The sequence below is a fragment of the Subtercola vilae genome (assembly GCF_004923255.1).
Taxonomy (GTDB): domain Bacteria; phylum Actinomycetota; class Actinomycetes; order Actinomycetales; family Microbacteriaceae; genus Subtercola; species Subtercola vilae.
Genome location: NZ_QYRT01000033.1, coordinates 1 through 18,861 on the forward strand (window position 1 = coordinate 1; position 18,861 = coordinate 18,861).

Annotated in this window: 15 protein-coding genes; 12 read left to right on the top strand and 3 right to left on the bottom strand. The window is 64.9% G+C overall.

Going from position 1 to position 18,861, the window contains the following annotated elements:
* Nucleotides 1-169: 169 nt before the first annotated feature.
* Entirely contained in the window at nt 170-2,260 is a 2,091-nt protein-coding gene (acs, locus tag D4765_RS14280) for an acetate--CoA ligase (RefSeq protein ID WP_136642975.1), read from the bottom strand.
* 472 nt (nt 2,261-2,732) lie between these two features.
* On the opposite strand from acs, the gene D4765_RS14285 reads away from it, so the two are divergent.
* The 5 genes from D4765_RS14285 (at nt 2,733) to D4765_RS14310 (ending at nt 6,349) form a co-directional block, all read left to right on the top strand.
* Nucleotides 2,733-3,977, top strand: a complete 1,245-nt coding sequence (locus D4765_RS14285; RefSeq protein WP_136642976.1) for a TadA family conjugal transfer-associated ATPase — start codon at nt 2,733-2,735, stop codon at nt 3,975-3,977.
* On the top strand, nt 3,970-4,956 hold the full coding sequence (locus tag D4765_RS14290) for a type II secretion system F family protein (RefSeq protein WP_136642977.1): 987 nt from the start codon (nt 3,970-3,972) through the stop codon (nt 4,954-4,956). The genes D4765_RS14285 and D4765_RS14290 overlap by 8 nt, the downstream gene beginning before the upstream one ends.
* Nucleotides 4,957-5,245: 289 nt before the next feature.
* Nucleotides 5,246-5,524 (top strand): DUF4244 domain-containing protein, encoded by a 279-nt coding sequence (locus D4765_RS19760; RefSeq protein WP_237280455.1) that lies wholly within the window; start codon nt 5,246-5,248, stop codon nt 5,522-5,524.
* 4 nt (nt 5,525-5,528) lie between these two features.
* Nucleotides 5,529-5,894 (top strand): TadE family type IV pilus minor pilin, encoded by a 366-nt coding sequence (locus D4765_RS14305; RefSeq protein ID WP_136642980.1) that lies wholly within the window; start codon nt 5,529-5,531, stop codon nt 5,892-5,894.
* 77 nt (nt 5,895-5,971) lie between these two features.
* Nucleotides 5,972-6,349, top strand: a complete 378-nt coding sequence (locus tag D4765_RS14310; protein WP_161580453.1) for an Rv3654c family TadE-like protein — start codon at nt 5,972-5,974, stop codon at nt 6,347-6,349.
* An 87-nt stretch (nt 6,350-6,436) separates the two neighbouring features.
* On the opposite strand, the gene D4765_RS14315 is transcribed toward D4765_RS14310, so the two are convergent.
* Nucleotides 6,437-6,709, bottom strand: a complete 273-nt coding sequence (locus D4765_RS14315; RefSeq protein ID WP_136642982.1) for a hypothetical protein — start codon at nt 6,707-6,709, stop codon at nt 6,437-6,439.
* 249 nt (nt 6,710-6,958) lie between these two features.
* On the opposite strand from D4765_RS14315, the gene topA reads away from it, so the two are divergent.
* From topA to D4765_RS14350, 7 genes are all read left to right on the top strand, one after another.
* Entirely contained in the window at nt 6,959-9,937 is a 2,979-nt protein-coding gene (gene topA, locus D4765_RS14320; protein ID WP_136642983.1) for a type I DNA topoisomerase, read from the top strand.
* On the top strand, nt 9,934-10,551 hold the full coding sequence (gene tmk / locus D4765_RS14325; RefSeq protein ID WP_136642984.1) for a dTMP kinase: 618 nt from the start codon (nt 9,934-9,936) through the stop codon (nt 10,549-10,551). Before topA ends, tmk begins: the two co-directional genes overlap by 4 nt.
* Nucleotides 10,552-10,587: 36 nt before the next feature.
* Entirely contained in the window at nt 10,588-11,787 is a 1,200-nt protein-coding gene (locus D4765_RS14330) for a DNA polymerase III subunit delta' (RefSeq protein WP_136642985.1), read from the top strand.
* Complete coding sequence (locus D4765_RS14335; protein WP_136642986.1) at nt 11,784-13,355, top strand: alpha/beta hydrolase; 1,572 nt, start codon at nt 11,784-11,786, stop codon at nt 13,353-13,355. Before D4765_RS14330 ends, D4765_RS14335 begins: the two co-directional genes overlap by 4 nt.
* Before the next feature lie 118 nt (nt 13,356-13,473).
* Nucleotides 13,474-14,130 (top strand): TetR family transcriptional regulator, encoded by a 657-nt coding sequence (locus D4765_RS14340; RefSeq protein ID WP_136642987.1) that lies wholly within the window; start codon nt 13,474-13,476, stop codon nt 14,128-14,130.
* Between the two features lie 275 nt (nt 14,131-14,405).
* Nucleotides 14,406-15,248, top strand: coding sequence for a tyrosine-type recombinase/integrase (locus D4765_RS14345; RefSeq protein ID WP_136642988.1), 843 nt, complete (start codon nt 14,406-14,408; stop codon nt 15,246-15,248).
* 293 nt (nt 15,249-15,541) lie between these two features.
* Complete coding sequence (locus D4765_RS14350) at nt 15,542-15,781, top strand: hypothetical protein (RefSeq protein WP_136642989.1); 240 nt, start codon at nt 15,542-15,544, stop codon at nt 15,779-15,781.
* A gap of 116 nt (nt 15,782-15,897) precedes the next feature.
* Here D4765_RS14350 and D4765_RS14355 read toward each other — a convergent pair whose 3' ends face one another.
* The gene (locus D4765_RS14355) at nt 15,898-18,822 is read right to left on the bottom strand and encodes a right-handed parallel beta-helix repeat-containing protein (RefSeq protein WP_136642990.1); all 2,925 of its coding nucleotides are present in this window, start codon (nt 18,820-18,822) and stop codon (nt 15,898-15,900) included.
* Between the last annotated feature and the right edge of the window lie 39 nt (nt 18,823-18,861).

Here is an 18,861-nt window from a genome sequence, read left to right on the forward strand (position 1 = left end):
CCTCCCGCCCCCGCCCCCCTCTCGCTCGCGTCTCATCGACTCGGCAAAGTTTGCGGGTGATAGAGCCGCGCACCCGCAGACTTCGCCGACTCGGCGGCGGGAGAGGGCGACCGACCGCCAAGACGGGCGTCGGCCGGGCGGAGGGGCGGCGGGGCTGGCGGAGTGGCGGTCAGCGTGCGATGCTGCCGCTGATGATGTTCATCACCTGGGTGTCGGCGAGGGTGGTGGTGTCGCCGATCTCGCGGCCCTCGGCGAGGTCGCGTAGCAGGCGGCGCATGATCTTGCCCGAGCGCGTCTTGGGCAGCTCGGCGACGATGAACACCTGCCGGGGCCTGGCGATCGCGCCGATCTGGGTTGCGACGTGAACGCGCAGTTCGGCTGACAGCACATCGATCTCCTGCACCAGATCGCCTTCCTGGCTGGCCCGAACGATGACGAAGGCAACGACAGCCTGGCCCGTGGTCTCGTCTGACGCGCCGACGACGGCGGCTTCGGCCACGCGCGGATGCGATACGAGAGACGACTCGATCTCGGCCGTCGAGAGGCGGTGGCCCGACACGTTCATCACGTCATCGACGCGGCCGAGCAGCCAGATGTCGCCGTCGCGGTCGAGGCGGGCACCGTCTCCGGCGAAATAACGGCCAGGGAACTGGCTGTAGTAGGTCTCGACGAAGCGGTCGGGGTCACCCCAGATTCCGCGGAGCATCGACGGCCAGGGCTCGGCAACGACCAGCAGGCCACCGGAGTTCTTCGGTACAGGGTTGCCCTGGTCATCCAGAACCTGAATGTCGAGGCCGGGCAGCGGCACCTGCGCCGAGCCGGGCTTCAAGGTGGTGACGCCTGGGAGCGCGCTGATCATGATGGCGCCCGTCTCGGTCTGCCACCAGGTGTCGACGATGGGGGTCGTGCCGCCGCCGATGACGTCGCGGTACCAGACCCACGCCTCGGGGTTGATCGGTTCGCCCACCGAGCCGAGCAGGCGCAGGCTCGTGAGGTCGAATGCGTCGGGAATCTGCCGGCCGAGTTTCATGAAGGTGCGGATGGCCGTGGGGGCCGCGTACAGGATGCTGACCTTGTATTTTTCGATGATCTCCCACCAGCGGCCCGGGTGCGGGACGTCGGGAGTGCCCTCGTAGATGACCTGGGTGGCACCGTTCGCCAGCGGGCCGTAGACGACGTAGGTGTGGCCGGTGATCCAGCCGACGTCGGCGGTCGACCAGTAGACGTCGGTTTCGGGATGCAGGTCGAAGACGTTCTTGTGGGTGAAGGCGGCCTGGGTGAGGTAGCCGCCGCTGGTGTGCAGGATGCCCTTGGGTTTGCCGGTCGTGCCGCTGGTGTACAGGATGAAGAGGGGATTCTCTGCGGGAAACGGCTGTGCTTCGTGCTCGGGGTTGGCATTCGCCAGCTCGTCGTGCCACCAGAGGTCGAGGTCGGGGTTCCAGTCGACGGGGTTGTTGCCGCGTTTGACGACGAGCACGTTGGTGACGGTGTGGGTGCCGGGGGTGGTGTCGCCTGTGCCTGTTGCCGTGTTCGTGCCGGGCAGGGCGAGTGCGGCATCCACAGCCGGTTTGAGGGGGGAGACCTTGCCTTTGCGCCACCCGCCGTCGGCCGTGATGACGAGTTTTGCGCTCGCGTCGTCGATGCGGGCGCGGAGGCTTTCGGCGCTGAAGCCGCCGAAGACCACCGAGTGCACGGCGCCGATGCGGGCGACGGCCAGCATCGAGATGAGGGCTTCGGGAATCATCGGCAGGTAGATGGCGACGCGGTCGCCCTGGCCGATACCGAGACTGATCAGCACATTCGCTGCCTTCTTGACCTCGGCCGTGAGCTCGGAGTAGGTGAAGCTGCGGCTGTCACCGGGTTCACCCTCCCAGTTCAGTGCGATGCGGTCACCGTTGCCGGCCTTGACGTGTCGGTCGAGGCAGTTGTAAGCCACATTCAGCGTGCCGTCGTCGAACCATTTGGCGAACGGGGGGTTCGACCAGTCAAGTGTTCTGGTGAACGGGGTGTGCCAGTGCAGAAGCGTCTTCGACTGCTCGCCCCAGAATGCGGGCCGGTCGCCGGATGCCCGCTCGTAGAGTTCTTCGGTCGCCACAGCGGTGGCACGAAACTCGTCGCTGGGCGCGAAACGGCGGGTTTCGTGCAGGAGGTTGTCGATGTTCGTGCCGGCGGGGGTGGTGTGGGTGTCGCGGGTGTCGTGGGTGTCGGTTTGTGTGTCGGCCGGGGTGGTGCTCGTGCTGGTGCTCGTCTTTGAGGTCATGGTGCTCCTTCGCTTCCACAAGGATGCTAGTGGGTTTCAGAATGGGGCACGCCAGGTTGCGGCGAATTGCGGGTGGCCCCCGTTCTTTCGTGGAGTACCCCAGTTCGAGTTTTTTTCTGAGAATCTTCTGAAATCGACCGCGTTCGATTTGCGGCCATGTTTCGGATGGGTAAACTCTTTTCTACCAAGCTGATTCTGGTTTGGATGCAACGCAATACTGATTCCCCCCAATCATGCGTTGCTACGGCGGCACCTTTTCCCCCAATAGGTGCCGCCCCCTTCAGTTAACCGGTAGTTTGCGCTTCGCCGCCGCAATGGCGTCCTCTGCCGTCGGTTGTCGCGAGGCTTGGCCCGTCGCGGAGTCTGTGGGGTTGCTCTGGGCTTCTCCTCCACAGCGAGCACCCCGAGCAGTCTCTGCACAGTTCACGGGCTCCCGGATGCCCGAAGCGCTGCCCACTCGTACGGTCGGCAGATGGCAGAAACGGTTGACAGCAGGTATGTGGCGCGCCGGCGCCCTCTTCCCGGGCGCGCGGGCGCCGACGAATTCGGGCCCCTCGCGCGTTTCGTGCGAGACGAGAGCATCACCGACATCTTCGTCAACGGCCCCGCCGACCTCTGGGTCGACCGCGGTTCAGGCCTCGAGCGTGCCGACGACTGGCGGTGCCCCAGCGAAGCCGAACTCCGCGCGTTGGCCGTGCGACTCGTGGCGCTCGGTGGCCGCCACATCGATGAGGCTCACCCGTGCGTTGACGTTCGGCTGCACGACTCCATTCGCCTACACGCGGTGCTGCCGCCCGTGGCGCCGCGGGGCACCCTGCTGTCGATTCGCATACCGGCCCTCTCGATGCTGCACCTCGATGAACTCGAGCTGGCCGGGTTCTTCGGGTCGCCCGCCATTCGGCTGCTCGTCGACGAAGCGGTGGCGAAACGCTCGAACATGCTCGTCACCGGTGCAGGTGGAGCAGGCAAGACGACCTTCCTGTCGGCGCTACTGGGCAGTGCGCCGAAGGAGGAACGCATCGTTGCGATCGAAGACGTCGCCGAGCTGAGGGTCGACCATCCACATTTCGTCTCGCTCGAAGCGAGGCAGCCGAACCTCGAAGGTGCGGGTGGCATCGGGCTCGACCGGCTGCTGAGAGAAGCGCTTCGAATGCGGCCCGATCGCCTGGTGCTCGGCGAGTGCCGGGGGGCCGAGATACGGGAGCTGCTCTCTGCGCTGAACACCGGCCACGATGGCGGCGCCGGAACCCTGCACGCCAACACGCTGCTCGATGTCGCGACTCGCATCGAGGCGCTTGGCGCGCTCGCGGGGTTGAGCCCCGAGGCCGTGGCCCGGCAGGCGGTGAGTGCGATTCACATGATCTTTCACGTCGAGCGCCGAGCTGAAGGGCGGAGGTTGACCCAGGTGGGCCGGTTCGAGCTCGACGGGCAGGGGCGGTTGCGCGTTCGGGAGGTGCGGCCTTCGGGGCAGGAGGTGCTCCCTTCGGGTCATCAGGCGCACAGCGCGGGCCGGGAGGCGTTGCTCGTGGGCGGGGAGGTAGCGTCTGCCAATGATGTCGCCATCGGCGACCGCGCTGTGGGTGTACCCATATCACCCCTTCACGTGATGGGGCTGGTTGCCGGGGCATCTCCGGGGCTGCCGGAGGAGCGGGCGTCCCCGCTTGCCGAGGGCGTGCCGCTCGCCTTCCTGAGTGGCCGGCGGGGGCGGCATGGCTAGGCGGGGTGGCGCCACCAGGCGGGGCGCCACGGCGGTCGGCCACGGCCAGGTCGACGAGGTTGCCGCCGTCGTGCAGCGGCTTGCCGTTCTGCTCGAGGCCGGTGTCGCCCCGACGAATGCGTGGGGCTATCTCGCCGAAGGGGCCGGGCGAGCCGCGGTCGGGCGACGCGGTTCGGTTGCGAGCGCGGTCGGGCTGATCGCGCGGGCGGTGCAGGCGGGGGTTGCTGCCGACAGGGCGATCGGCTCCGCATCGAAGGTCGGAGACCCCCGAACACGCCAGGCCTGGCTGGTGCTTGCCGCCGCGTGGCAGGTCGCGAGCGTGAGCGGAGCCCCGCTCGCGGTCTGCCTGCGCGAAGTGGCGCGCACACTGCTCGAAGTGGGAGAAGTGCACCGATCGATCGACGTCGCACTGGCGGCTCCCATCGCGACCGCCCGGCTCATGGTCTTCCTTCCCCTGGTGGGCATCGGGTTTGGCGCGCTGATGGGGTTCGATTCGCTGCACACGCTGTTCGCGACTCCGCCCGGCGTGGCTTGCCTGGTGGCGGGAGTCGGCTTGCTCGTGGTGTCCCGGCGGTGGAACTCAGCCCTGGTGCGCGCTGCCCAACCGAAAACCATGGTGGCGGGGGTGGCTGTGGAACTGATGGCGGTGGCGATGGGTGGTGGGGCATCCGTCGACCGCGCGCGGCAGGTGATGACCGACGCACTCGAGCTGTATGGCCTGCGCGAGCCGGGTGCAGGTGAGCGAGTGGATGCTGTGGTCGAGCTCTCTCGTCGTGCGGGTGTTCCTGCAGCCGAACTGTTGCGGGCCGAGGCGGCTCAGGTTCGTCGGGCCGCCGTCACCGCCAGCCAGAAGAGGGCGGCCGCACTTTCGGTGCGGCTGATGGTTCCGCTCGGACTCTGCGTGCTGCCCGCCTTCATGCTGCTCGGCGTTGCTCCGCTGCTGCTGGCCGTGATCACATCGACCTTCTCGGCCCTGTGAGAGTGGGCCGTTGGCTCCGCCGGGGTTTCGAATTGCGCAGAAGAAAATTCGGTGACGGTGACGGTGACGGTGACGGAGGTGGCGGTGGCGGTGCCCGGCGTTGGTGGTGGCGGTGCGCTTACGAATTGACCGCTGCGTGCACCGCGGCCCCACTAGCACGGGTGCATAACTCCTCCACAATGCGCGCCATAGCTCGAGTTTCTACCGATCCGGGGTTGGCCGACGAATGCAGCTCGCGCCGGGGCGAAAGTGGAGTCGTCCGGTGAGAAACGACGAGCAGGGAGCACGAATGAGCAGGGTGAAATGGTCGGCGACGGCGACGGCGACGGCGAGGGGGACGGCGAGGGCGAGGGCGACGGCGACGGCGAGTGTCGGCAATTTCGTCAGAGGGATCATGATCGGCGCGAACGAGGCACTGCATGACGATCTGGGGTCGGCGACGGCCGAGTACGCGATAGCCACGATGGCGGCCGTCGGGTTTGCTGGGGTGTTGGTGGTCATCCTGCGAGGCGACGAGGTGCACGCGATGCTGGCCGACATCGTGCGACACGCGCTGACGGTGGGCTGACCGCATGCACAGCTCGAGACTGCGCGCGCTGGTTCGGGATGACCGGGGTACGGTCACGGCCGAACTCGCAGCCGCGCTGCCGGCCGTTGTGCTGGTGCTCGTGCTGGCGCTGGGGGCGTTGCAGGCCTCGGGGTTGCAGGTTCGCGTGGTCGATGCCGCGGCGGTTGCCGCGCGCAGTCTCGGCCGCGGCGATTCGCCGGGCGACGCCGAGGGGCGGGTGACCGCTCTGATCGGGCCGCACGAGCTTTCGAGCGGTGTCGATGGCGAGTTCGTCTGCGTGAGAGTTGCCGCCCCGGTTGTGTTCGTCGCCGGCCGCGTGCCGGGGCTTGAGGTATCGGCTCGATCGTGTGCGTTGACGGGTGGGCGATGAGAATGCGGAGGGGGAGCGCGCAGAGTGGGAGCGTGCCGAGTGGGGGTGCGCAGAGATGGAGAGTGCACAGACAGAGCGTGCAGAGAGGGAGCGCGCGGCGGGCGTTGGCCGATGAGACGGGAGCGGGTTCGGTGCTCTGCGTTGCGATAGTCGCGGTGGTTCTGCTCGTGATCGCGTTGTTGCTCTCGGTGACGAATGCTCTGGCGGTGAAGCACCAGGTTCAGACTTCGGCCGATGCGGCGGCGCTCGCGGCAGCCGATGTTGCGGCCGGGGTTGTGTCTGGGTATCCCTGCGAGGTGGCGGCAGCAGTTGCTGAGAGAGAGGGCGTGGTTCTGGGTTCGTGCCAGATGCAGGGAATGGTCGCCGAGGTCACGGCATCGCGTGTGGTGCTCGGAATCGAGGTCGACGCCAGGTCGCGAGCGGGGCCAGCCGACGGCCGAGCCCCGCCCGTTTGAGAGCCGACGGCCGAGCCCCGCCCGTTTGAGAGCCGACGGCGCCCTGAGCCTTTTCGGCGCGGGGTGCCGAGCCCGGCCCGACGGGTTCTACTCGAAGATGGCCTGCACGAAGCGGTACTCCACCGCCGTCGGGCGTGCCGGGCGGGCGGGTGACGACCCGTTCGACGAGCTGGCATCGTCGCTGCCGTACTCGAAACCGTTGCCCCTGATATAGAGGTACTGTTTGGCGGGCGAATCGGTGGGAATGGTGATGCGGGGTTGAGGCTCGCCCCCGTTTGTGAAACCGGTACGGATGGTTTTGCCCTCGAGAGGCCCGTCGGTCAGCTTTGCGGTGTAGCTCTCAGATGTGGTTGTCGACACTGTGGCCAACTCCTTTCTTTCACGCTCTGCATTGAGCGTCAGCCTTCATCATCCTCCCGAAGCGGCAGAACGCAACCGGGTGAGCTTTCAGGTTCACTGAGCGTTGCCTGACTGTTGAATTAGGTGTTGACGGGTTGATGGTGTGTATGGTGTGCCTGATGGGCCCGTGTGTTCATCAGGCTGGTCACTGCTTCTTACCCTTTATAGGCAGCGTCTAGCCGAAGCAATTCTTAAACCGCAGGGAGCAGAGTGCCAGGCCCGAGAAAGCTCGTCATCGTCGAGTCACCCACCAAGGTGAAGTCCATCGCGCAGTACCTGGGCGAAGGGTATGAGGTTCAGGCCTCAGTAGGTCACATTCGCGACCTCGTCGAGCCAAAGAACCTGCCGCCCGAGCTGAAGAAAGGCTCGCTCGGCAAGTTCTCTGTCGATGTCGAAAACGGCTTCGCTCCCTATTACGTGGTGTCTGCTGAGAAGCGCAAGACGGTCGCCGAGCTGAAGAAAGCGCTCGCGAACGCCGACGAGCTCTACCTCGCAACTGATGAAGACCGCGAGGGCGAAGCCATCGCGTGGCACCTGCTCGAAGTGCTGAAGCCGAAAGTTCCTGTGCGGCGCATGGTGTTCCACGAGATCACGAAAGAGGCCATCGAGCACGCCAGAGACAACACCCGTGACATCGACGAGGCCCTCGTCGATGCGCAGGAGACCCGCCGAATCCTCGACCGTCTCTACGGCTACGAGATCTCTCCGGTGCTGTGGCGGAAGGTCGGCCCCGGCCTCTCGGCGGGCCGCGTGCAGTCTGCCGCGACGCGCCTTGTTGTCGAGCGCGAACGTGAGCGCCTCGCCTTCACCGCCGCGAGCTACTGGGATCTGAACGCCGTACTGGCCGACGCCACCGCGCGTGACGTCACGTCGGCCGACAGCGTGCACTTCGGTGCTCGGTTGGTTCGGGTCAACGGTGAGCGTATCGCCACCGGCCGCGACTTCGACGAGTCGGGTCAGCTGAAGAGCAAGGCGAGCATGCTGAGCGAGCCACAGGCTCGCGCCCTGGCTGATGCTCTCGCAGACCCGCAGGTGGGCATCCACGTGTCGAATGTCGAGTCGAAGCCGTACACCCGGCGACCGGCAGCGCCGTTCACTACCTCGACGCTGCAGCAGGAGGCCGCGCGCAAGCTCCGCTTCTCGGCACGCCAGACCATGAGCGTGGCGCAGTCGCTGTACGAGAACGGGTACATCACCTACATGCGAACCGACTCTCCGTCGCTGTCGCAGCAGGCCTTGAACGCAGCGCGCACGCAGGCCCGCGCCTTGTACGGCGCTGAAACCGTTCCCGACAAGCCCCGCCTCTACACGGGTAAGGGCAAGAATGCCCAAGAGGCCCACGAGGCCGTGCGCCCGGCAGGCGAGACATTCAAGACGCCCTCGCAGGTCGCCGGTGTTCTGCGCGGCAACGACTTCAGGCTCTACGAACTCATCTGGAAGCGAACCGTCGCCTCCCAGATGGCCGACGCCAAGGGTTCGACGGCTTCGGTGACCATCGAAGCGGGCCCGACCCCGGTTGAGGGTCTCACGAAGACGACCACCGCCGAGTTCTCGGCGAGCGGTACCGTCATCACGTTCCGCGGCTTCATGCTCGCCTACGAAGAGAGCCAGGACGAAGAGCGAAACGCCCCCACCGAGCCCACCGAGTCGAAGCTACCGCCGCTGACAAAGGGCCAGGCCCTCACCGCGGTCAGTGTGGATGCGGCCGGTCACGAGACCAGCCCGCCCCCGCGCTACACCGAGGCCAGCCTGGTGAAGACGCTCGACGAGCTCGGAATCGGGCGCCCCTCCACATACGCCTCGATCATCTCGACGATCATCGACCGCGGCTATGTCACGCCGCGCGGCCAGGCGCTCGTGCCCAACTGGATCGCCTTCTCAGTGGTGCGCCTGCTCGAGGAGTATTTCGGCGAACTCGTCGACTACGACTTCACCGCAGAGCTCGAGTCAGACCTCGACAAGATCGCCGGCGGCGAAGAAGACCGCATCGACTGGTTGAACGGTTTCTACTTCGGCACCGAAGGCCACAAAGGTCTGCGCGATGTCATTGACAACCTCGGCGACATCGACGCGCGAGCGATCAACTCGATCGCGCTGTCAGACGACATCACCCTGCGCATCGGCAAATACGGCCCCTATCTCGAGGTGCTCGAAGACGTCGACACGGCCACCGGTGAGGTCACGCCGCCCCGGCGCGTGAACATTCCGCCGGAATTGGCACCGGATGAACTGACCCTCGCCAAGGCCCAAGAACTCATCGACGCCCCCGTCGTCACCGACCGCGTCATCGGCATCAACCCCGAGAACGGCAAAAGCATCGTGGCGAAAGACGGCCGTTTCGGTCCCTACGTCACCGAGCTCGAACCCGAACCGGTAGTCGACATGGAGGCGACGGTCGCGCTCGCCGCCGCCACGGCGGGTCTGCTCGCCGACCCCGCCGCAGCGCCGATCGCCGAGCCGGCAACCGTCACCAAGCCGCTGACCAAGGCTGCCGCAGCGAAGGCTGCGAAAGCCGCAGCAGCAGCCGCGCTGGCCGGAGAGGCCGCCCCGGCGGCCGACTCCAAAACCAAGGCTCCCGCAAAGAAACCGGCCGCCAAGAAGGCTGCTGCCCTGCCCAAAGCCCGCACGGCATCGCTGTTCAAGACGATGGATCTCGCAGCCATCGACCTCGACACCGCGTTGAAGCTGCTGTCGCTGCCCCGCACCGTGGGCGACGATCCCGAGCTCAGCGAAACGATCACGGCGCAGAACGGCAAGTTCGGCCCGTACCTGAAGCGCGGCACCGACACCCGGTCGCTCGAGAGCGAAGACCTCATCTTCGAGATCGACCTGCCAGGAGCACTGGAGTTGTTCGCGCAGCCGAAGTATGGCGCTCGCCGGGCATCCAGCGCCCTCAAAGACTTCGACGAGCCCGACCCCGAGAGCGGCAAGCCCATCAAGATCAAAGACGGCCGGTTCGGCGCCTACGTGACTGACGGTGTGACGAATGCCACGATTCCGAAGGCCGAGACGATCGAGGAGATCGACTTCGACCGCGCTGTGCAGCTGCTCGCTGACAAGCGCGCGAAGGGCCCGGCGAAGCCGAAGGTCGCCGCGAAGCGCGCCACGACCACGCGAAAGGCTCCCGCACGCAAGGCTGCTCCCAAGGCCACCATAAAGGCAGCCACGAAGGCCGCCCCCAAGAAGTGACGGGTCTCTTCGTCACGATCGAGGGCGGCGACGGTGTGGGCAAATCGACCCAGGCCGCGCTGCTCGAGGAGTGGCTCACGGCGGCGGGGCGCACGGTTGTGCGCACGCGCGAACCCGGGGGCACCGACTTCGGGCTCGAGGTACGCGAAATCGTGCTGCACAGCCGCGGGCACATTACGGCGCGAGCCGAGGCGCTGCTCTACGCAGCAGACCGGGCGCAGCACATTGCCACGAAGGTTCGTCCTGCGCTCGAGGCGGGCGATGTGGTGATTCAAGACCGCTACATCGACTCATCGGTCGCCTACCAGGGTGCCGGTCGGGTGCTCGGCGGCGACGACATCAGAAGACTCTCAGAGTGGGCGACCGAAGACCTGGTGCCCGACCTGACGATTCTGCTCGACCTCGACGAGACAGCGGCTCGCGCGCGATTGAACAGTGACAACAAGCGTTTTGATCGGCTTGAGGCCGAGAAAAACGACTTTCATCGCCGCGTACGTGACTCCTTCCTCGCAATTGCCGCGGAGAACCCTCACCGGTTTCTGGTTGTCGATGCAGCCCAGCCACCGATGGTCATCGCCAGGCTCATTCGCGAACGGCTCGAGCCCTTGCTCTGAACGCTGATTGTCAGCACCGCCGGGTAGGTTGTCTGTATGAGCGTGTGGGATGAACTGACGGGCCAGTCGGAGGCCATCGATGTGTTCCGTGCTGCCGCCAGCGGCGCGGCGGCGCCCGTCGACCACACCGCAACCCATGCCTCCACCGGCTCGGGCGCCATGACGCATTCGTGGTTGATCACCGGCCCGCCCGGTTCGGGCCGGTCGAATCTCGCGTATGCCTTCGCCGCGGCCCTGCTCTGCCGCAACGGCGGCTGCGGCGTCTGCGCAGACTGCCGCCAGGTGGCGGCCCGCACGCATCCCGACCTCGCCGTTCTCAGCACCGACCGCGTCATCATCTCGATCGAAGAGGTTCGCACCCTCGTCTCGAGTTCGCAGTACTCGCCCTCGGTCTCCCGCTACCGCGTGATGGTCATCGAAGACGCCGACCGCATGGCCGAGCGAACCTCGAACGTTCTGTTGAAGGCGCTCGAAGAGCCGCCCGAGCGTACGGTGTGGATCCTGTGCGCCCCCAGCGAAGCCGACCTCCTGCCAACGGTACGGTCGCGGGTGCGTTCGGTGCGGCTGCGGGTGCCGAGCGCCACTGACGTGGCCGGTCTGCTCGAACGGCGCGACGGCGTCGAGCCGCAGACGGCGGTTCGTGCGGCCCGCGAGGCGCAGAGCCACATCGGTATGGCGCACCGGCTCGCGACGAATGTCGATGCACGGCAGAGGCGCGCGTCGACGCTCAGCGTCGCCCTGGGCATCCGGAGCGTACCCGATGCGATCATGGGCGCGGCCCGCCTGCTCGAGCTCGCGAAGGCCGATGCCGAGGCCATCACCGAAGAGCGCGATGCCGAAGAGCGCGAGAGCACCCTGCGAAGCCTCGGTGTCGAGCCCGGTCAGGCCGTACCCGCTGCCCTGCGGTCTCAGGTGAAGACGCTCGAAGAAGACCAGAAGCGTCGCGCGACGCGAAGCCTGCGCGACGGTATCGACCGCATTCTCGTCGACCTGCTCTCGCTCTACCGAGACGCCCTGCTCATTCAGCTGGGCGCCGGCCTCGAACTCATCAACGTGGCCATTCAGGGTGAGCTCGACGCGTTGGCTGAGCGCACAGAGCCGGCCGAGACGCTCGCCGTCATGGATGCCATTGCCATTGCTCGTCGCCGCATCTCGCACAACGTCACGCCGGCCCTCTCGCTCGAGGCCATGCTGATCACCCTGACTCACAGCACCAACCGAAAGGCAACACCGTGACCGCACTGTCGTCGAAACGTGGCCGACGCACCCTCGGCATCGTTGCCGTGGCAGCCGCAGCCGCCCTGGTTCTCACCGGATGCTCGACCTGGTTCGGCTCCGGCACGGGCAGTGCCACGGGCCAACCTGCCGCGGGGTCTTCGCCCACCGGTGAAGACGTGGCCGCCAACCTGAAACCCTTCTACGACCAGACTCTCTCGTGGAGCGACTGCGGAGGCGGTTTTCAGTGCGCGAAAGCGACGATGCCGCTCGACTGGGCGAAACCCGGTTCTGACACCATCTCTATTGCGCTCATCAAGCAGCCGGCCAAGGGCAGTACGCGCCTCGGCACGCTCTTCGTGAACCCGGGCGGCCCCGGCGTCTCGGCCATCGACTTCGTGAAGGGCAACGTCGATTTCGCCGTCGACCCGTCGCTGCAGCAGCAGTACGACATCGTCGGCTTCGATCCGCGCGGGGTCGGCGCGTCGACGGCCGTCTCCTGTGTCACAGCGAAGCAGATGGACTCGTACCTCTACGACATCACCCCCGGCGCGCACGGCTCGGCCGAGTGGATCGCTGCGGCCACAGCGACGGCGAAGGCCTTCGGCGCTGGCTGCGCGAGCGGCACCGGCGCGCTTCTCGGCCACATCGACACCGAGAGTACGGTTCGTGACCTCGACGCGCTCCGGGCGGCGGTCGGCGATGCTGGCCTCAACTATCTCGGCTACTCGTACGGCACGTTCATCGGCGGCGAGTACGCGAACCTCTTCCCGAAGAAGGTCAACCGACTCGTGCTCGATGGGGTCGTCGACCCCACCTCGACCGGGTTCGACTCGACCATCGGCCAGGCGAAGGGCTTCGAGGGGGCGCTGCGGGCATACCTCGCCGACTGCCTCGCCGGTTCGAACTGCCCCTTCTCCGGCACCGTCGACACGGCCGCGGCCCAGGTCACCACGCTGTTGAAAGCGGTCGATACCAGCCCCATTCGCGCCGCCGACGGTCGACAGCTGGGCTCGTCGAGCCTTCTTACGGCCATCTTCTACCCGCTGTACGCGAAGTCGAGTTGGCCGTACCTGTCGCAGATGATCGCTGAAGTGAAGCAGGGCAAGGCCGACATCGCCTTCCAGCTCGCCGATGCGTACAACGGCCGAAACTCCGACGGTACATACCGGAACAACCAGACAGAGGCTTTCACCGCCATCAACTGCCTTGACTACCCGGCGGTCACCGACGCGGCAACCATCGCGAAGCAGAACAGCGAGCTCGTTGCGGCCTCTCCCACCTTCGGCCCCTGGTGGACGTATGGCGACATCGGCTGCGCGGCCTGGCCTGTGCCCGCCACGCGCACTCCGGCTCCGATCAGTGATGTGGGTGCCCCGACCATCCTTGTGGTGGGTACCACCGACGACCCCGCGACACCGTACACCGACGCTCAGTCGGTGGCGAAGCAGCTCACCGGGTCGCAGCTGATCACGTACGTTGGCGAGGGCCACACCGCCTACGGAACGTCGTCGTGCGTTCACAAGATCGTCGACGACTACTTCTTGACCGGCACCGCGCCCACCTCAGACCCGCGATGCACGACCTGATGCGCGGCGCGATGCACGACCGGATGCACGACCTGATGGCTGCCCCGATGCCCGACGCGATGTGCCCAGTTGCCGACAAAGACACCGAAATATTGCGGGGTCTGCAATAATCGATGCCGTGACCCTCACCACCAACGAACCGGCCGCAGCCGAGCCGGGGCTCCGCGAGCGCAAACGGCTCGCGACGAGCCGCAGTATTCAGTTGGCCGTTCTCGAACTCAGTCGCGACAGAGGTCTCGACACGGTGACGGTCGACGAGATCAGCCGACACGCTGACATCTCGCCGCGAACGTTCTTCAACTATTTTCCGTCGAAAGAGGCCGCGGTTCTGGGGGAGACCCCGTTCCGGCTCGAGTCGGAGCAGGTCGAGGCGTTCGTCAACGCCGGTTCGAACGAACCGATCTTCGACGGGCTGCTGGCGATCATGCACTCGGTCGCCGTGTCAGACACCGCGGATTTCGAGATGCATCAGCTGCGCAAACTGGTCATTCGCGACTATCCGCACCTTCTGGTACAACGAATCAGCAGCATGCGCGAATTCGAGGTAGATCTGACCGGCGTCGTGGCCAGGCGGCTGACACATGATGCAGAGAGCGCCACCCATGGCGGCGAAATCCCTGATCCCGCCGCCATTCACGATCACGCCCGGCTCATCACCCTGGTGGCCATCGCGGCCATGAGGCACGCGTGGGGAACCTGGGCAGACAGCTCCGACAGCCGACCGATGTCGGTACTTCTGACCAACTCGTTCGCCGAGCTGCGCACTCTCCTATAAGCTTACTTGCTGTGTCGGTGCTTGCATCGGCCAGGCCGCCTTAGCTCAGTCGGTAGAGCGATTCACTCGTAATGAGAAGCGGATCGGTTCGGGTGTTTTGACCCCGTTATTCCCGCGATACATTCCCGCCGCAGCATGAATGCCAGATTCGGAATCGTCTTTGTTCACAAGGTACAACAAACAGTCCCCAATTTTGGGACTGGCCCCCGAATTGGTCGCAGAATAAATTGGCATCCGGGCCGGAACAATTCGCCCGTCAATATGGGGGCAGCAAAATGAGCACCGAACAAATCCTTGCAATGTGGCGTATGTGGCAAGAAGCGCAGGGACTTTCCGACCGCACCATTCACGAGCGGGCATCCACGGTAGGGCGTCTGTTGGCGTTCTCTGGCGTTGAAGCTCTCGGGCTGATGCCAATGCATATACTCGCCTATTGCGCCCGTCCTGGACTCTCTGGGGCCTCACGCGCCACCTATCACGAATCCATCCGGGCATACTGCGCGTGGCTCGTAAAAGCGGAGTTGCGCACCGACAACCCTGCACTGAAAACGCCGTCACCGAAACGGGTAAAGTCACAGCCTCGACCCGTTCAAGATGCTCACGTGAGCGACCTGGTAGCCAGAGCCAACCGGGCGCGCACGCAGACATACATCTTGTTCGCCGCCCTCGCGGGTCTGCGCGTGCATGAGATCGCAAAGCTGCACGGCCGCGACTTTCAGGGCGACATCCTCACGGTCACCGGCAAAGGCGGGAAGACGGCACAGATGCCGCTGCACCCCATTCTGGTAGAAGAAGCGTTTCACTATCCCAGCAATGAGTACTGGTTTCACTCCTACACGGGCGAAGCTGAGCACGTCTCCGCGCACGCAGTTTCGAAAGCGATACGTGACACGATGCGCCGCGCTGGTTTCGTCGGCAAACCTCACCAGCTGCGGCACTGGTATGGCACCACGTTGTTAGCCGAGGGCGCTGATCTGCGAATCGTTCAAACGCTGATGCGGCACGAGTCACCGGCCACGACCGCGATCTACACGCGAGTAGATGTCTCTCAGCAGCGCTCAGCTATGGCGCGGCTGTGTCTGCCTGGGAGTGACACGATTCCACCGCTCGCCGCGTAGAGCCGCTACGGTAATCAGCCACGCAACAAACAAGGGGTACATCTAATACGGAATGACCCCCTGCCCGCTTATGGGGCGTGGGGGTTCAGCGGTATAGTTCCCTCATCTACCTGGGGGGATTCATGCGGAAACTGTTGGTGCCTGTTCTAGCCGTTTTGATGCTCGGTGGTTGCGCGTCTACGACCACCGCGGCACCGGTTGAACCGATGACGGTGAAGGCTGCGTGCACTGATTATGTCTCCTATATTGCGATCCACCCGCAACCTCAGATAGACGCGGGCACGAGCAAGGGTATGACCGATCTTGCAAACTACTTCGGGTCGTTCTCCACCAAACTCTCGGTGCTCTCGCAGGCGGTCGCCCCGAACGACAAACTGTTCTCGGCGGTGCTGTCGGTGGCGTCTGGTGCATACGGGCAGGTTCAAAAGAGCGCCACTTCTGCTGCGGGCGGCGACATGACAGTAAGTGTTGCGTCTGACATCAGCGCGAGTACCGTTGCGATCAAAGATGTGGTTGCCACCTGCAACCAGTGAGTGTCGCGGGCAGGCCCGAATCCGGATTATGAAAGGGCTGTCGTTCCGGTTCAAGCTGTAACGACGAAATAGCCCCGCCCCGAGTCCGAAGACAAGGGGCGGGGCTTTTTCGATTCTCAGGCGCGTATCTCGTAGCCGAACTGGAATGTCAGCGCGGTCTGTGATGCTGCGGGTGCTACTGCGGCGTACAGCGTGAACCCTGTGCCGTCTGACTTCACTGCTCCGTATAGGCCCAACGCTTGCGTTTTCGCGTTGTTCGGAAAGCAGCTGATTACGGCTTGCCGCGCGCCACTCTCCAAGGGTTTCGCGAACGTTACTACGACGATGCCACCCGGCGACGGTGTAGCTCCGCTGCCAAACGAGATGTTGCCCGAATCATCTGCAGCACCGGGCAGCATCACCAAGTTCGCGATCCCGTACTGAGCTGCAGCGGTCGGTGGGGTTATCTGCTTCGTGCTGAGGTGGCCACTGACCTCAAGGTTTCCGAGCACCCGGTACTTGCTCTTCGCTGCTCGGTTGTCTACAACCATCGGGGCTTGCACTGTAGGTGTCTGCACCCCCGAGCTCGGATCGATGACCACACCGGTCTGTGCTGCGGTTGCTGCGTCGATGTAGACGTCACCGCCGTACGTCGATTCGATCAGGATGCCCGCGACCGTGAAGCGGTCGAATGTGCAGCCGATGAACGCGATGTCGTTGCCGTGCACGAGATGCACGAGTACCTGAGACGGCGGCAGATACACGGCCGGAGTCACGCCAGCAGCGCTGATAGCCACTGTTGTGTCGGCCCCGACGAACGCAGTTCCGAAAAAACGGATTCCACCATTCGCGTACGTTCGGGTTGCCTGCTGATCGTGTGCCGTGTTGTATCCCGGGCCGCTGTAGAGCATTCCCCCGAAGAAATTCAGCCCACGAATGTTTCCGAGCCTGATCATTGGTTCGACCGTGTTCGGATGGTTAATTGCCGGCGACTCCAGGTGAGGTCCGAAAATATCTAGCCACTCACTCCAGTAGCTGCCTGAATCGGTTCCGACCGCGAGTTCGAGCGCCACATCGCCGCGTGGCCGTTCGATGGTGAGGCCGAACAGGCGAATATTGTTGACGGTATTGCCCTCGGATGTCCACCGCACCGCTGGGATAGCCGGTGTCGTGATCGTTGCGGTGGGCCCGGTGCCAACGTAGACGCCTGCCTTGCCGCAGTCATCGACGTAGAGGTCTTTCCACTTGTTGTTGTTCTCGCCACGGATGTACAGCCCGATGCCGTTGCAGTTGATGATCCGCACGTTGTCGAGCTTCGTTTCGAAACCGTTTGTGTTCAGCCCGGTGCCAGGCGCACCGTTACCGTCGATGTAGAGATCGGCAATGGCAGTGCCTGAGCCGTTGATCGTGATTACGTCGCCGGTGTCGGTGCTGGTGACGTGCAGGAAACGTGCTGTCGCGCGTCGCCCTGACGCACCGACGCCTGCGGTTGAGAACCTTGAGTGCATGCCGCCCGCCATGACCCTGAGCGAGACGAAATCAGGGATCGACAGACCGGTGATGTGATAGTCGAACGGGGGGAACTGAACAACACCGCCGACCGCTGCGGCCGCGTTGACGGCAGCCTGAAAGTAGGGAGTGTCATCTGTGTATGCGGGGAAGTGATTCGCACCGTACTGGTCGCGGACATCGAAGAAGTGCTCGCCCTTACCCACCGGGCGGACAGCCGCGTCACCCACGGCAACCGTTCCCCAGTTCGGAGTCGGGTACCGGCCGTCGAGACTTGAGAGGGTCTTGTGGCCTGAGACGGGCCACCACGAACCGGAAGAGTCAGCACGGAACTCGACTGTCTCTTTCGGCAGCGCAAGTGGAATGATAACGGAGGCTACGCCCCGCACGTTGCCCGTGATGTTCACGACGTTTGTGGAGGCGTCGGCCTTCTCGACCGACAGTACGGTGCCTTCGGGTTGGCCTGTCGGCAGTGTGCGCGTGAGCACGCCCGCGGTGGCATCGGTCGCGTTGTGCTGCGAGATGACTGCGGGGCTCGATGTGGTGCTCACGGCGGCGATCTTCATGCGGGCGCGCAGCGCGAGGTCAGTTGCAGACCCGGGAGATGCTGCGAGGTTCGCCACAATCGGGTCGTTCGTCGTCGGGATCGCCGCAGCAGTGTTCGATGCTTGCGTGGCCGAGTTGGCGGCAGACGTGGCCGAATTGGCGGCCGCGGTAGCAGAGTTACCCGCCGTGGTGACGGAACCCGCGGCGCTTGACGCGGAGCCCGCCGCAGCGGTTGCGCTTGAGCCGGCCGCGGTAGCCGAACTGGCAGACCCCGCCGCCGATGTTCCAGCGTTCGTAGCGGCAGTAGCAGCAGTGCCAGCAGAGCTTGATGCTACCGACGCCGAACCCGTTGCGCCTGCGGCAGACCCCGCCGCCGAAGTTGCCGAGTTGCCCGCTGACACTGCGGAACTCGCTGCGTTCGTAGCCGACGTAGTGGCGGAGCCCGACGCGCTAGTCGCGGTTGTCGCGGCCGTAGCCGCTGTGCCCGCTGCCGTAGCTGCAGACCCAGCCGATAGTGCCGCCGCGGCGACTGAGTTACCGATGCCCGTAACGGAACCAGCAGCAGTTACAGCGGATGCTGCTGCCTGTGTTGCAGACGTGGATGCCGCTTGGGAGGCGACGACGCTCTGTGCCTGAGCAGTAACAGACGAGCCCGGTGTGATCTGGGTGGTGACCGCAACCATGCCCGTGTAGAAGTCCACAGCCACCGTGGGATCGCCCGCAGGGAACGTCTTCACCGAGGATTGTGTGCCCGCGAACTGCCCGAACTGGTCAGTGGCACCCATCACGAACACCCACTGAACAGGATTCCCTGACCCGTCAGTGTCGTCCATGTTCGTCACCGTCAACGACCCGTTATGAAACGTATACGTCGCCGGCAATGGGAGGTGTTGCACGCCCGAAGAGTCGGTGTAGTTTCGCGCCGGCCCGATCCCAATGTTGGTGTTGTCGGCCAACTTCAGGTTCGGGCCGATGACTGCGGTGATAGTAACGATGCGCTGAGCCACGGAACAACCTTTCGGGCAACAAAAAAGCCGCCCCAGTCA